The organism is Paludibacter sp. (genome assembly GCF_009712605.1).
Classification (GTDB): Bacteria; Bacteroidota; Bacteroidia; order Bacteroidales; family Paludibacteraceae; genus Microbacter.
In genome coordinates this window covers 29,099-44,687 of record NZ_WASO01000009.1, presented here as the reverse complement: position 1 = coordinate 44,687, position 15,589 = coordinate 29,099, and the positions used below count along the sequence as shown (strand labels likewise).

Annotated in this window: 11 protein-coding genes; 3 read left to right on the top strand and 8 right to left on the bottom strand. The window is 43.8% G+C overall.

All coding sequences use genetic code 11. The features are described from left to right. Window positions 1-7 precede the first annotated feature (7 nt). The 8 genes from F8N35_RS07295 to F8N35_RS07260 form a co-directional block, all read right to left on the bottom strand. Window positions 8-814 carry a polysaccharide biosynthesis/export family protein gene (locus tag F8N35_RS07295; RefSeq protein WP_293050786.1) on the bottom strand — a complete coding sequence of 269 codons (807 nt, stop codon included), beginning with the start codon at window positions 812-814 and terminating at the stop codon, window positions 8-10. A 69-nt stretch (window positions 815-883) separates the two neighbouring features. Next, window positions 884-2,815: a nucleoside-diphosphate sugar epimerase/dehydratase gene (locus F8N35_RS07290; protein WP_293050784.1), complete on the bottom strand. Its 1,932-nt coding sequence runs from the start codon at window positions 2,813-2,815 to the stop codon at window positions 884-886. 327 nt (window positions 2,816-3,142) lie between these two features. Beyond that, window positions 3,143-4,369, bottom strand: coding sequence for a right-handed parallel beta-helix repeat-containing protein (locus F8N35_RS07285; RefSeq protein ID WP_293050782.1), 1,227 nt, complete (start codon window positions 4,367-4,369; stop codon window positions 3,143-3,145). 641 nt (window positions 4,370-5,010) lie between these two features. Beyond that, a complete protein-coding gene (locus F8N35_RS07280) occupies window positions 5,011-5,622 on the bottom strand; it encodes a hypothetical protein (RefSeq protein ID WP_293050780.1) in 612 nt (203 codons plus the stop codon). Between the two features lie 52 nt (window positions 5,623-5,674). After that, the gene (locus F8N35_RS07275) at window positions 5,675-6,856 is read right to left on the bottom strand and encodes an efflux RND transporter periplasmic adaptor subunit (RefSeq protein WP_293050778.1); all 1,182 of its coding nucleotides are present in this window, start codon (window positions 6,854-6,856) and stop codon (window positions 5,675-5,677) included. Window positions 6,857-7,415: 559 nt separating this feature from the next. After that, window positions 7,416-11,798, bottom strand: coding sequence for a CusA/CzcA family heavy metal efflux RND transporter (locus tag F8N35_RS07270; RefSeq protein WP_293050776.1), 4,383 nt, complete (start codon window positions 11,796-11,798; stop codon window positions 7,416-7,418). Between the two features lie 151 nt (window positions 11,799-11,949). Further along, window positions 11,950-12,264, bottom strand: coding sequence for a DUF6660 family protein (locus tag F8N35_RS07265; protein WP_293050774.1), 315 nt, complete (start codon window positions 12,262-12,264; stop codon window positions 11,950-11,952). Window positions 12,265-12,645: 381 nt separating this feature from the next. Then, window positions 12,646-12,861 (bottom strand): hypothetical protein, encoded by a 216-nt coding sequence (locus tag F8N35_RS07260; RefSeq protein ID WP_293050772.1) that lies wholly within the window; start codon window positions 12,859-12,861, stop codon window positions 12,646-12,648. A gap of 272 nt (window positions 12,862-13,133) precedes the next feature. Here F8N35_RS07260 and F8N35_RS07255 point away from each other — a divergent pair, with 272 nt between their 5' ends. The 3 genes from F8N35_RS07255 to F8N35_RS07245 all read left to right on the top strand — a co-directional run bounded on the left by F8N35_RS07255 (window position 13,134) and on the right by F8N35_RS07245 (window position 15,180). Beyond that, entirely contained in the window at window positions 13,134-13,808 is a 675-nt protein-coding gene (locus F8N35_RS07255) for a 2,3-bisphosphoglycerate-dependent phosphoglycerate mutase (protein ID WP_293050770.1), read from the top strand. A gap of 301 nt (window positions 13,809-14,109) precedes the next feature. Further along, window positions 14,110-14,589 (top strand): sigma-70 family RNA polymerase sigma factor, encoded by a 480-nt coding sequence (locus tag F8N35_RS07250; RefSeq protein WP_293050768.1) that lies wholly within the window; start codon window positions 14,110-14,112, stop codon window positions 14,587-14,589. Between the two features lie 12 nt (window positions 14,590-14,601). Further along, window positions 14,602-15,180 (top strand): hypothetical protein, encoded by a 579-nt coding sequence (locus F8N35_RS07245; RefSeq protein WP_293050766.1) that lies wholly within the window; start codon window positions 14,602-14,604, stop codon window positions 15,178-15,180. The last annotated feature ends 409 nt before the right edge of the window (window positions 15,181-15,589 follow it).

Sequence of the window (15,589 nt, the reverse complement as noted above, 5' to 3'; positions counted from 1 at the left end):
CGACGCTTTATTTCTTGACTAACAGCGTTACCAAAGACGCAACGGAAATGAGTATGCCTACTACCGAAACCGTCATTGATTCTCCGGTGTTGAAAGAAGCGGAACGCGCTTTCGGTTTGTTAGGCTGAATATATAGTATGTCGTTCTGATGCAGGTAATAAAGTGGCGAGTTGACTATGTCCCGGTCTCTTAAATCAATTTCGAATGTTACCCTCTGGCCTTTGTCGTTATCCCGGATAAGCAAAATGTTATCTCTGATGCCGAATATGGTGAGATCTCCGGCGAGTGCAATTGCTTCCAAAAGGTTTATCTTTTCATTATCAATGGTATAAACGCCTGGTTTGTTTACTTCGCCCAATACTGAAATCTTATAATTGGTGTACCGGATGTTTACAATCGGCATCTCTTTAATATAGTGGGGACATATTTTGTTTTTGATGTATTCTGCCAATTGAAGTTTGGTCATCCCCGCTGCGTTTATTTTACCCAATACCGGAAATGTAATGGTGCCGTCTTTATCGATCAGGTAATTTTGTAACGCAATCGTACCTGTAGCCACGGGATTTGCTGTGGTTGATGAACTACTTGCAGGTAAGGGTACCGTTGGCAGGTTAAACGGAACTGCAACTTCGGGCGACGTGGAATTGACCGTTATGATTAACAAATCGCCGGCTTTCAGTTTGGTTTCGGATGTTGCCGAAGAATCCGAAAAAGCGGGCCTATTCCCTGTGTATTCAAAATAGGCTATGTTCTTGGATGAGCTGCACGATAGCAACAGGCCAATACTGAATAAAATAACAAGAATTGTCTTCATCGTAATATGCTATTAATATGTTGAATCTGAAAGATGTCGTTTTGTTTTTCCCTGGAATACATAATGAAACTAATCAGGAAGCTTTTTGTCAAATCGTTCATATGCTGAATTCATGCTTATAAATTCAGGTACGATTTCTTTCATCTTCTTTACAGTTTCCCGTGTGTCAAATAACATCGCTTTGATAATCAGTTCATTTATCAGCTTGGCAACCACCGATAACTTGTATTTTCGCACCTTCGCCACTTTAATCTTGGGATTTGTCGTGGGTTGAGTAATTTCCTTGTCGTTTAACAGCTCCTCATACAGTTTTTCTCCCGGCCGTAATCCTGTGTATACAATTCGAATATCACGGTTGGGAATCAGGCCTGCCATTTCAATCATTTTCTTTGCTAAGTCTGAAATTTTAACCGGTTTGCCCATGTCGAATATGTAAATGTTGCCGTTATGTCCCATCACTCCGGCTTCAAGCACCAAGCGACATGCTTCGGGAATGGTCATAAAGTAACGGATGATGTTGGGGTGGGTGACTGTTACAGGACCTCCGTTTTCTATTTGTTCTTTAAATAGAGGAATTACAGAACCATTTGAACCCAGTACGTTGCCAAACCGCGTGGTTATGAATTTGGTCGCCGATTTTCCATCCAGATGATTCGCCAACGATTGAATGTATATTTCTGCAATGCGTTTTGAAGCACCCATCACATTGCTCGGATTGACAGCTTTGTCCGTTGATACCATGATGAATTTTTCAACCCTGAATTTCAGTGCGTAGTTTGCAATGTTGCGGGTTCCCAACACATTGGTAAGTACGGCTTCACACGGATTCCGTTCAACCATTGGTACGTGTTTATACGCCGCTGCATGATAAATAATGCTCGGATGATACTTTCTGAAAACAAATTCAAGGCGTTTTCTGATGCGGATGTCTCCCAATATGGCTTCACAAACATTGGGGTAATATTTATCCATCTCCAGCAGCAGTGAGTTGAGCGGAGTTTCGGCCGAATCGAATAAGATGATTTTTTGAGGTTTGAATGTTGCCAGTTGTCTCACCATTTCGCAACCAATTGAACCGGCAGCGCCTGTGACCATAACTGTCTTGTTTTCAACCTGATGTTTGATTTTTTCAAAGTCAATCTGGATTTCGTCTCTCCCGAGCAAATCCTTGATTTGAGGATTCAGGTAATATTTTTGAGGTATCAAATCCCGAAACATCTGAGCCTGATCGGGGGATAATATTTTGATGTGAAGGTCAATGCACTGCCGTAATATTTTCTTGTCAGGAATCTCTATCGGCTGTTTTTTCACAAGGAATAAAGCACTGATTTTGTATTCTCTGATTACATGGTCGAGGTTGTCGTCAGCATAATAAACCGGTAAATCGAATATTCGTTGATGAATCATGTGTTTGTCGTGTGTCAGGAAGCCGACGATTCTATAGCCTTTATATCCGTCTGTCAGGAAAAGGCTTGCCAGTGCTATGCTTTGGCGACTAACACCATATACAAGGCTTCTTTGCCGATAGCGGCCGGCTACGTAAGTGGTAAGGAAGCGATAGAAACTGACTACCACAAACCGGAAGGCGATGAGAATGATAAAGTTGAGAGTGGTGTTTTTTACAATCAAAGAGATGAACATGGCAGAATAACCATATCCGCTGAGTAAGCCGACAATGTAATAGGTGAGGTTGATGGATACAACGGCAACTAACACTCTCCCGACTTCGTGATAGGAAGAGTAACGGATAATTCCTGTATGAGTTTTGAAGAATAGAAAATACCAGGGGCAAATAAAGAGGCTGCCAATAATAAGATATTCGACTTTGGGGAGAGAGACGGCATCGTTGAAATGCAGGCTTGAGTCGAATAGATAGCACCAAACAAGAGAAATAACGGATAATATAAGGTCAATTCCCAGAATAGTCCATCTGCTGACGTATTTGGAACTTACTATACGATGTACAATAACATCCCAAAATTTATGTGTCTTTTTGAGCATAGACACCTCCCGTATTTCTCTTTAGCGATACGAACTACTTTCTCTTTAGATCATCAATACCACAATATCTTACTTGGTTTCTGAATCACAGTTGTGGCATGTACATTAGGTCTTACGACGTGTCCGGGATAAATTTTTTAAACCATCTTTATGGTTCGCATATTATACAATAAGAGTTAATATATCTGTTACGAAGGTATAAACAATTGCAACTAAAAGCAAGGGATGTGCCGTTAATTATTTAAAATAAACAATAGAAATGAAAACGAAATATAATTTGTTGGCTATTGCAGAACTGTTGAGGCGTTTACGGTATGACGTTACGTCTTATTTGCGAGTTCTGTATTCGAAAGCACCAATATCATACGCGGAATCTTGCGGGCGACGAATCCCGTTATAATCGTCAGTTATCAGGGGAAAAAGATTTTTGCCTGCATTGATGGCCGGAGATTCTTTTTGAAGGCGAAAATCTAATGTAGAACTATTTAAAAACAGAGGAGATTTGTCGGTGAGATTATTGGAGAGATATGTATTTATTCCGGCATTAAAGATGTTGCCTGCCTTGTGGTCCCAGGAAATATTATTCACGATTCTTGCATTGATGCTTCCGGCTCCAGCTTTGATTCCTGACTCGTGAGTTTTACCGTTGTTATTCGACCAGATGGTGTTGTTGTAAATGCTGGCGTTGACTGCATGATAATCAATCTGAATGCCACCGTTATTGCTCCATATCAGATTGTTATAGACGGTATTTTCTGTGCCTGACGAAACGATAATTCCAAAACCACGGTTTCCTGCTCGTGCATTGTTATGAATATTGTTGCGCCGAACAATATTGTAATTGGCTCTTGCGGGCTTATGTTCCGTGTAAATATGGATTCCCCAACCGGCATTCCGGTAAATCTCACATTTTTCAATCAGGTTGTTGCTGCCTGTGATATACATACCATGATCGAAATCAGAGGTTCCGTTATCGTGTATTTTTAAGTTGATAAATTCATTATGATCGGATTCCGCATCGACAAATATGCCATTGGTTTTGGCATGTTTAAGTTCACAATTTTGTATTCTGATATGGTGAGCCGTGTTGTTTGGATTGGTTCCTGTGTAGGTTATCTTCACAATGTTGGACGTGATATTAATTCCATCTAAAATCAGATTATCAAATACCACATAGCATGTTCCGCCGGAAGATCCCATCAATCGCAGTACTTCCGATTCACCAGTCCTGGGCTGGATAATAATCTTCTCTCCGGGATAGCCTGCAATGGTGACTGCCTTTTGCCATGAACTGCCACCTGGAAATTTTATCCTGTATTCGTTGATTGCTTCGTTGTAAATTCCTTCACGTATGTAAAGTGTATCTCCTGCTGATAAACAACGGATGCCGGCTGCAATAGTTTGTTTTGGGGTGGTTTTGTTTTGAGCGGCAAAACCGCTAAAGGCGTCATTTCCGGACTTTGAAACGTAATAGACTGTTCCGAATAGATTGTCTGTAAATTGAAGAGACAAAAAACAGACAACTGCCAGTAATGTGTTTTTGCAGGTGGACATAATGTCTTATAAATGTTTCAAATATAGCATATCTGGAATGATTTTGTGATTTTATATCTGTCATTTGTGCTATCAAACAAAACCATTAAGGCAATAAGGAGCATGAAGAAACTTCCTTAACAATCTTAATTTCTTAATGGTTTGTTGATTGCAGGTTATGTTATAATTGGTGGGTTTTGTTTTTACGCACAAGTCACTCCACGACTGTAAAATTGTGTTTTTTAAACCAAACTTCCTGATGTTCATTAAAGCAAATTATAGGGGCGTAGCCCTATTTTCTAGGTAGACCTGATATTGCATGATACCGAAGGAGCGTAGCTCTGATGTCTTTCATATCAAAATTTTATACTGCATTCAGACGTCAGGGCTACACCCCTCTTTTTGTTCTCAGCGAGATCATCTACCAAGAAAATAGGGCTAACGCCCCTTTCAGAAATGTATAATTGTGAGCCTTCTCCGACTTTTTAGGTCGCATTGGCTAAGGTTTGTCTTTTTACATGCTATAGATTTGCGGTTATGAAAATAAGGTTTTTCAAACCAAAAGGCAAACAATCAGATACTCATGTAAAAAGAAATAGCCAACCGTGCTGCTCTAAAACAGTCTGGTTGGCTATTACACTCAATTGAATTTGTCGTCTTGACTATTTCTTTCCGGTTAAAAGCAACTCATTGATGCGGAACCTACCGGTTTGTTTGTTGGTTTTGGTCAGCGCTTCGTCGGTTATAAACTCTTTATCCAAACGATCGAATGCAGTTTTGCTTATGTTCAAGTGAGTCCTGAGATTGATTATTGACAATGGAATCACGGAAGAATGATTACCGGTCGAGAAGAAATATCCGGTCACGACTTTATTGATCGTACGGGTGTGCGGTCCTTCCTGTTTGCGCTCACTGACAATCGTTCTTCTGGAGTAAATATAAAGACAGGAAGTGTCGGCGATCAAATAGGGCTCGCGGTTGATAAAGCGGAAATTCCTCCCGTCTTTCAATGTAATGGCAAAGATAGAATCTTTGTAAAAGAGCTTCGATTGACCGTCTTCCATACAATTGATCGTAGACGAAAAGAAAAACTGATTGAGTTTGACTTTGTCTCCACTATGCTTTCCGTCAATTAAATAGGGCGTATTGTGTCGAAAGTCGGACAAGGTGGCATAGATTCCTTTTACATCGCCGTCTTTGATAATATCGGGAGTCAAAGCTTTGGTTTGTAAAGAAATAAATATTAGTCCGACAATAAATAATAGTATTCGCATAACGTTGTTTGTTTAAGGTCTACAAATGTACGGGTTTGTTGCTACGAATTCGTTAACAGCTCATCTCTCCTGCATTTTTCTTTGCCGCCAACAGATTGTAAGCTCCTTTCGTTACCACTTTTACTTTGGTTGGATCGATTTGCTTTGGCAACACAATTTCGATAAATCCATCATCCGAAACGCCTTTGTGCACCTGAACCATACGGTATTCGCAGAAGGCTCGTCCATTCTCTGTTTTGTTGCGGTCAAATACGAAAATATAGTCTTTGTCGTCGAAGCTGACCACAGCATCCGAAGGTACGGCTGTTACCTTACTTCCAGTCGCTTTCACAAGTGCATTGGCATACATGCCGGGAAGAACATTTTTGCATTCGCCTTGTATGGAAGCATATACTTTCAGACTCCGGTCACTACCGACCGACTTAGAGGTTTGGTACACCTTCGCATCGTGTTGTTCGGTCTCATTGTTGATGTAGAAATGGATGGTTTCGCCAACTTTTACCTTGTCGGCATCTTTTTCAAACAGCGTCAGTTCGAGCAAGAGATGGCCGGTGTTTACAATTTCGAACAGTACGTCGGTAGCAGCAACCGATTTTCCGATAGAGACATTGACTGTTTTTACATACCCCGAGATGGGCGAGGTGAGTGCTACCGAACGGCTGATGCGGTCGTCACTTAATCGTGAAGGATTGATTCCAATCAGCAAAAGCTTTTGTTCCAGTGCCCGTTGCTGGGCTTTCAGTGCTTTGAATTCGGAGGTTGCCAACTGAATGTTTTTCTTCGAAGCCACATCGTTTTTGTAGAGTTCCGATTGCCGTTTGTATTCCGCTTCAGTATATTCCAGTTTGCTTTTCACTTCGAGATAGTTTTGCTGAATATCGATAAATTCCGGGTTTTCTATAATCGCGAGTACCTGACCTTTCCGGACGGAACTTCCCGGCAGAAGCGAAGTAGATTTGACGAACCCCCCCATGGGCATACTTACCGATGCCATATCCTGCGGCGATGCGGTAATGGTTCCGCTTACTTTCAGGGTTCCGCTCATAGTGCGTTCTTCAATTAAACCGGTTTCGATGCCAGCCAGTTTGATCTGATCGTCTCGCATCTCCACAATATCTTCAGGCAGGTTTTCCGCTTCTTTGGCGTTTGCCTCTTTTTTACCTCCGCTGCACGATGAAATAATCAGGGCAATGGAGTAAATGGCTGTAATAAATAGAAATTTATATCGTTGCATAAGTGTATATGAGTTTTGGTTAATTAATTTAACTTTTTCAGGCTGTTAATAGTCTGTAAATTAGATAGTTTAGTGAAATATGACATGATTAAATTCGTGTGTAAACTGAGTCTTATTTATCCTTTTACTTTTTGTCTTGACACAAAAAGTAAACAAAAAGGTCAAGGCTATGCCCGCTTTGCTCAAAAAACGGGCGTTCAACGACGTAAATCGTCCAAACTCGTTATCTCCTATCGTCGATAACATCAAACAAGGACGATTTTTGCGTCGCTTCACTTGTTTTTTGGCTCACCGGACAAGGCCATTTGAATCTGCATAAGCAAGTTTTATAATAATAGAACAGGAGTATTGTCATAATCATTGCTAAATCAGACCCGAAGGGACAAACAAGAATACCAAACCGACGGAAAGCTGTTTGAGTGAGTAGGCCAGTAACAGACGTTTTGTAATGAGAAAATGTTTCATGGCCGAGCGAACGAGTTCTTTCCGTCAATGTTTTTGCTTACTTTTTGCGCCAAAAAGTAAGGCCTGCCGCAGGCAAACTAAAGATGTTCACGTGTTATTTTATTTTCCCGGTAATGGCTTCGATGGCAATTACCGTTTGATTGTATTCATTCAACGCCTCCAGATAATTCTGTTTGATGCTTAGCGCCCTGCCGAGACTTTGAAGATAGTCGAGATAATCCATGGCTCCGGCTCGATAGCTTTGCGTAGATTGTTTGATAATCAGATCTGCTTCCGGAATGGCCTGTTTCTCGTAGTAATCTACGCTGTTGCGATCTTTCTCCAGTTTAAGCAATAATGATCGGTAGTTGCCGGTCAGCGATTTCGCCCAGGCTTCGTGTGTAGCTTGCGCCTCTTTCTCTTTGAAACGGGCTGCTTTTACCCTTGCATTGCCGGGCACAAACCAAAGGGGAATGGAGATCCCCGCCTGAATTGCCGTAAAACGATTGGCCACAGTGTAATTACGTTGCGTACCGTTCACATCCTGTGTGCCAAGCATTGTCTGACTGAAATAACCGATCGAAAAGTCGGGCATCAACTTGCTTTTCTCAACGGCTTTCTCCAAACGGGAGACTTCTACCTGCTGTGCCGTAATGCCGAGCGAAGGATTATCAATAATGGCATTTTCGTTCGAAGTCGGTAACCATTCCAGTCGTTTCAAAACCGCGTCGGACGGAGCGACTGGCGTGTTAATATTCAGCATCAGAGTCAATTTTTGAGTGGCAATGTCTATGTCGGCACGTGTCTGCTTCAGTTGATTTTGAATCTCCATATTTTGCGAATGTGCTGAGATCATCTCCAGTCGGTTGGTCTCTCCGGTATTTGAGCGCAGTTCAGCTGCTTTGGAGAAATTGCCGTAAAGACTATCCTGATAGCTTTGCAATTTCAGCTTTGCGTCGAGATAGATCAGTTGTTGATAAAGCTGCTTTACTTCTGTAGCAATCTGCAAACGGGTACTTTTCAATTGCCATTCGCTGCTTTTGATATTTGCTTTTGCCAACTTGTTTTGGTTGATATAAAGTCCCGGAAAGGCGAACGACTGGCTTACCGTGAAACTGTTGTCCTTTCGGTAGGAATTCATCTGTCCGTATTGCCCTTCGATGCTGGTTTTGGGTAAATCCCATGCCCCACTTTTCATTGCCTTTTGCACATCGACGGAGTAAGCCGAAGAGCGTACCGAGAGATTGCTATCGAGCGCCAGTTGAATTGCCTGATCCAGTGTGATTTTTCGGGGCGTTTGCGCCTGAAGCTGACCGGAAAATATCATACAGAATCCTATTGTTACAAGTGCAGCGGCTTTTTTCTTCCTTTTGAAAAACGAAAATTTCCTCGTCGAAAAAATGATGTAGAGCACAGGTAGAATAATCAAAGTTAGCATTGTAGCAGTGATAAGTCCGCCGATGACTACGGTCGCCAGGGGCTTTTGCACTTCGGCTCCCGCTGAGGTCGACAACGCCATTGGTAGGAAACCCATGGAGGCGACGGCAGCCGTCATCAATACTGGGCGTAACCGGGTTTGCAATCCTTTAATCACCCGTTCGGTGATGTCGGTGTAACCGGCTTTCTCCAGTCGGTTGAACTCTGCTATCAGCACGATGCCGTTCAGAACTGCTACCCCGAAGAGGGCGATAAATCCTACTCCGGCCGAGATGGAGAAATTCATTCCACGCAACCAAAGCGCAATAATTCCGCCGATGGCAGCCATCGGAACAGCAGAATAGATGAGCAGGCTCTGTTTTACCGAATGGAAGGTGAAGTAAAGTAACACGAAAATCAGTAAAAGCGCTATCGGAACGGCAATCGCCAGTCGGTTGCTGGCTGCTTCCAGATTTTTGAACTGTCCGCCATACGAAACGTAATAACCGGTCGGCAGTTTGATCTGTTGGTCGATTTTGTGGTTCGCTTCGTTGATAACGCTGCCGATGTCGCGGTTGCGCACGTTGAATCCGATGGTGATGCGGCGTTTGGTATTTTCGCGCGATACCTGCGCCGGTCCCAACTGAATCGATATTTCGCCCAGTTGTTCAAAAGGAATTTGTCCTCCTCCGGGCAGGGCAACGGAAATATTTTTGACATCTTCGAGACTTTGGCGGTAATCCTTTTCGAGACGAACTACCAGCGCAAAACGTTTTTCTTCGTCGAACACTACGCCTGCCTGACTGCCGGCAAATGCCACGCGTAAAATGCGGTTAGCTTCTTCAATCGACAAACCGTATTGCGCCAGGCGGTCGCGGTTGTACTTTACCTGAACCTGCGCTAATCCGGTAACTTTCTCCACATTGATATCTTCCACACCCTCCACGCTTTTGATTATTTGTTCAATTGAGGAAGCTTTCTGTGCGAGCACATCGAGGTTGTCGCCGAAAAGTTTGATGGCAATGTCCTGTTTTGATCCGGAAAGCAGTTCGTTGAAACGCATCTGGATAGGTTGCTGAAACTCAAATTTTACTCCGGCTAGCGGAATCAACGCTTCCTGCATCTTTTCCACCAACTCTTCGCGGGTTTTGGCCGATGTCCACTCGTTTTTGTCTTTCAGTGTGATAATGTAATCGCCGGTTTCCATGGGAGTCGGATCGGTTGGAATTTCTCCGGCTCCGATCTTGCAGACTGCATGTTTCACTTCCGGAAAATTGGTCAATAGAATTTTGTTCGCTTTTTCTACCATGTCGATAGTGTTCGACAGCGAACCTCCCTGAAGCGTGATGACTCCGGCTGCCAAATCGCCCTCTTCGAGTTGTGGAATAAATTCGCCACCCAAACGGGTAAAGAAGAAGAGTGATACGATGAAAGCTCCGACAGCTCCCCCGATCACGCTCTTTTTGTGATTCAAAGCCCAATGAATGACCGGAGTAAACCATTCGTGCAGTTTCTCCATCATGCGGTCTGAGAAGTTTCGTTTGTGCTCCGTATTTTTATTGAGGAAGAGCGCCGAAATCATCGGAACGTAGGTGAGCGAAAGGATCGCGGCTCCTATCAGTGCAAAGGCAACCACCTGCGCCATGGGACGGAACATTTTGCCTTCGATGCCTACCAATGCCATAATGGGCAGGTAAACGATGAGGATGATGACCTGTCCGAAGGTGGCCGAACTCATCATCCGTTTGGCTGATTCGAATACGTTTTCGTCCATCTGTTGTTGCGACAAACGTGTAATGCCCTGATGATGCGTTTTGCTCTGTGTAATGCGGTGAACGACGCTTTCCACGATGATCACGGCTCCGTCTACAATCAGCCCGAAGTCGATAGCGCCGAGGCTCATCAAATTGCCAGATACCCCGAAGAGATTCATCAGCGAAATGGCAAAGAGCATGGAGAGCGGAATAACCGAAGCCACAATCAGGCCGCCGCGAAGGTTGCCGAGGAAGAGCACCAGAATAAAGATCACCACCAGCGCACCTTCCATCAGGTTGCGCGAAACGGTACCGATGGCACGTCCCACCAGATCGGAACGGTTGAGAAACGGTTCGATTTTTACCCCCTGAGGCAATGATTTTTGTATTTCGGCAATGCGGGTTTCCACGTTTTTGATTACCTCGTTGGCATTGGCTCCCTTCAGCATCATCACCACGCCGCCCACGGCTTCCGAGTTGTCGATGACTAAAGCGCCGTAACGGGTTGCGCTGCCGTATTGGACGGTTGCCACATCGCGGATTAATACCGGAATGCCTGAAGCGGTGGTCTTTACCACAATCTTTCCGATATCGTCCAGTGATTTCACCAAGCCGATTCCACGAATAAAGTAAGCGCTCGGTTTTTTGTCGATATAGGCGCTGCCGGTGTTTTCGTTGTTCTTTTCGAGTGCCGTGAAAATGTCGGTCAGCGTGAGGTTCATGCCCCGTAAACGTTCGGGGTTGACGGCCACTTCGTATTGTTTTACATAGCCGCCGTAACTGTTGATGTCGGCCACGCCGGGCGTTCCGAGCATTTCGCGCCGTACCACCCAATCCTGAAGGGTGCGTAACTCCATTGGCGAATATTTCTGTTCAAATCCGGCAGTTACGGCAAGTCGATACTGATAAATTTCACCCAGGCCCGAAGATATCGGAGCCAGTTCGGTTTTTGCCACGCCGGGAGGAATTGCCTCTTCGGCCTCCTTTAGGCGTTCGGATAGTTGCTGACGTGCCCAGTAAATGTCGGTGTTGTCTTTAAAAACAACGGTAACCACCGACAATCCGAGTCGCGAAATGGAGCGCAACTCCACGATGTCGGGAATATTAGCAACGGCCACCTCGATGGGCGCCGTGATGGAACTCTCCACCTCCTGTACCGCCAACGATGGAGCTAAGGAGATGATCTGTACCTGATTGTTGGTGATATCAGGTATTGCATCGATGGGCAGTCGGGTGAGGGAGTAGGTTCCCCAGCCGATAAGAGCCAACACAAACAGCCCCACGATGAATTTGTTTTTGATTGAAAATTGGATAATGCGTTCGATCATAATGTTAGGAACGGGTAATGAGTAACGGAATAATGACGGACATAATGCCGCATTACCGTTCGGTTACAGATGTTGGGAAATTGTATTCGCAAATGACTTGTGGATACAAAAGGAGTTTCCGGAAGAATCCGGAATTAAAAAAGGAAAGTGATTAACCCAGCTTGGGAGGTTGCCAGATCGAACAGTAGAGGTTGAATTCGGATGCCGGAAGATAGCTCGAGAATCTGCGAGGTTCCGCCATTGCACCTTTTATTTCGGTTTTTGCAGCAACGCATACCACCGGAACGGAGCAACAATTGCAGGTACAGAAAGGAGAACACACATCCAGACAATCCTGATGAGTGCTGCCGGTTTGAGTAGTCATTTCCTGTTGATGCAGACGGTTGTCCTGTGGCAGATCCACGCAGGGCATCAGCGTCAGCAGTACAACATAAATGGATAATATGTAAGCCAGCAATTTCATCATCGGTTTGCAAAGATAGGCAGAGATGAGGAACTATGCAAGCCAAAAGAGAAGAAGTGCAGGGATTACGCATTTAAGAAGTTTGGAAAAAACAGATACAAAATATGCTAATAATGCCACGCCAGATTAGGAACGGCCTTGTCCGGTGAGCCAAAAAACAAGAGAGGCAAGCGTAAAATTGCCCACTGTTTGAAACTCCTGACGCAAGGAAGGAGTGAGTTTGGGCGATTTAGCTTGGCGAACGTCGGTTTTTTGAGCGAAGCGGGCATAGCCTTGAATTTTTTGCTTCCTTTTTGTTTTAAGACAAAAAGGAAGTCGGGGGCACAGGGGCGGAAGCCCCTTATCAACATCTTAAAGGTGTAATTCCGGAGAAGAAGTGCTTGATTACGGTAGAGAACAAAGTGCGGTAATTTCTCTGCCGGCGCACCCTTTTTTACGAATGCTGGCTTTGACTATCGCTCCGGGTTCGAGCATTAGCGCAGATTTGTTGGCTTCCAGCGAACGGAATTCTCCCTCTTCGTTCATGAAAATATAGAAGGGAGTATTTTCAAAGCTGCTGATCTTTATCAGGGTCAATATTTCGGTCGATTCGTTGTTCATCTTATTTGTTGCCGCGTGATAACTTGTTCTTCATTAGTTTGTGTAATAAAAAGTGTGCCAGTAATTCAATTTATTAATAACTAGCATGGTACATTGGAGTGATGAGTTGCCGTAGCTACATTTATGTAACTTTTATTGCGACACCTTACCGAAATGTCCGGGAAAAGCCCTGAAATTGCTTCCCTCGTTCGGGTTCACTTTTCTCTTGACAAGCCCTTTTTGATGTTGTAACTTTCGGAATCAAAATGTTCAACATGAAAACTGAGAATATTATGTCAAAACTGATATTGATACGTCACGGACAGTCGGTCTGGAACAAAAAGAATGTATTTACGGGATGGGTGGACGTGCCTCTCTCCCGCGAAGGTGTGGGCGAAGCATTGAAAGCCGGAGAACAGATTGCCGGCATCGAATTCGATGTGATATTTACTTCGGTGCAGATACGCGCCATCGAAACGGCCATGATCGCCATGGCGGCCAACAATAGCCAGAAGACTCCGGTGGTGATTCATACCGAAGGAAAAATGGCTGAATGGACTACTATTTACAACGATGCCATGAGCAGGAACGTGATTCCGGTGTATCGCGATTGGCACCTGAACGAACGGTATTACGGAGAACTTCAGGGAAAGAACAAAGCCGAAACAGCGGAGGTGTACGGCGAAGAACAGGTGCATATCTGGCGGCGCAGTTACGATGTGGCTCCTCCTGACGGTGAGTGTTTGAAAGATACGGCAGAACGAACCATTCCGTTTTTTACCGACACAATTCTACCGCAGTTGCAAGCCGGGAAAAATGTGTTGGTATCGGCGCATGGTAACAGTTTGCGTTCGATTGTGATGCACATCGACGGGCTGTCGGAAGAAGAAGTACTGAAACTAGAAATTCCGACCGGCGTTCCCCTCTATTTCGAATACAATGATGGCGTTGTAAAACGAGTCATGTAAGAAAATAAGTTGATTGATTGGATTTGAATGCTGCAAGAGAGAGTCTTTTGCAGCATTTTTTGCGTAACCCGAACGATAAAGGTTTCGACCGTTATTTCATGATTTTTAATTAGATACATAACGACAGAGAAAGAAGATTCTGGTTTATGTTAATTATTTTCCGAAAAGCTGTAATATTACAGTCGTTTATGCGACTAATAGAACAAACACAAGAGTTAGCATGCATGCAACCGTGCCGGAGTTCGTAGCCGGGCCAGCTCGAATCCAACGGATCAACTCATTAAAAACAACTATTATTTGAATGGAAGATCAACAACAATATTTTGTGTCACTGATTGAGCAAAACAAAGCGTTGATATACAAGTTTTGCTATATGTACGCCAACGAAGCCGATACTCCGCAGGATCTTTTTCAGGAGGTGATCATCAATTTATGGAAGGGGTACCCGACGTTTCGGGGCGATTGCAAGGTGCAGACCTGGATATATCGTATTGCTCTGAATACCTGCGTGACGTTTATGCGCAAATCAGGATCGAGGCCCAAAACTACGGCTTTGTCGGAGGATCTGATTGTGTACGATGACTCTATCGATACCTCGCAAATCAAGGAACTCTACACGCTGATTAACCGCCTGAACGAAATTGAAAAGGCAATTGTATTGCTCTATCTCGAAGAGCGTTCGTATGATGAAATTGCTCAAATCGTAGGGATTACCCGCAATAATGTTGGTGTGCGCATCAACCGTATCAAAGAGAAGCTGTCTCAAATGTCGAATCATTAACAAACAACTATTATGGAACTTGACGAAATAAAAAAATCATGGAGCGAACTGAACCAGCGTCTCGAAAAAACAGAGGTGCTGAACAAACGATTAATTAATGAAATGTTGAATACGCGTCATCAATCGGCGAAGGATAAATTGATGCGTTTCGAAGTGGCTTTCCTTATTCTGTGTATTTTCTTTACAGGCTTTACTGTGGTGACCTGGTTTTCCGGTTTTTATGCCTTATCCTCAATTATCATCCTGTCCTCGGTGTTTGTATTGTGCGGATTATGGCAGGTGTATAAAATTTATTTACTGAACCGGATGCAAATTGATACCTGCTCAACAGCAGAGCTACTTCAAAAGGCGATCCGTTACAAGGTAATTACCCGAATGCGAACTGTGGTGGGACTTATACTGATTGTGCCGCTGTTTGTGCTGTTGGTGGTGCTCGATAAAAACCTGAATAACACCGCGGCCATCACAGGGGTGGTAGTGGGAGCCTGTATTGGTTTAAGCATTGGTTTATTGCTTTTCTTCAAAAAAATGAAGGATATCGACTCATTGATAAAAAGTTATAAAGATCTGAAAGCGTTTGACAACGAATAATCGTCTTGCTCGACGTAAAAGCCCGTCGCTTGCTCATGAAGAGTAACGACGGGCTTTTTTGTATAAGGCTGATTATTATAACTCCGCCACTTTAGGGCGGAGCAGGCTTGGAATTGAGTGCTTTCCGGCTTTAGCCATGAAAACAGACTGATGAAATACTGGATGAATAAAAGTTATGGCTAAAGCCAATCATCTTTGATATAGTATTATCCCCGACTTAAAAGTCGGGGTTATGAATCAGCAGTATTACATATTGGTGCTTAATTTTCAGGCCGATTCGGAAATAATTGTTCATAAAATCCTTATCTTTGCATTACTAAAATCGTTGGATGTTTAAATCTACTACGGACATTGTAAAGTAAATAACCCCGGACTGAAACTCTGCGGTTATCCCCTCGAATTCTCCCGG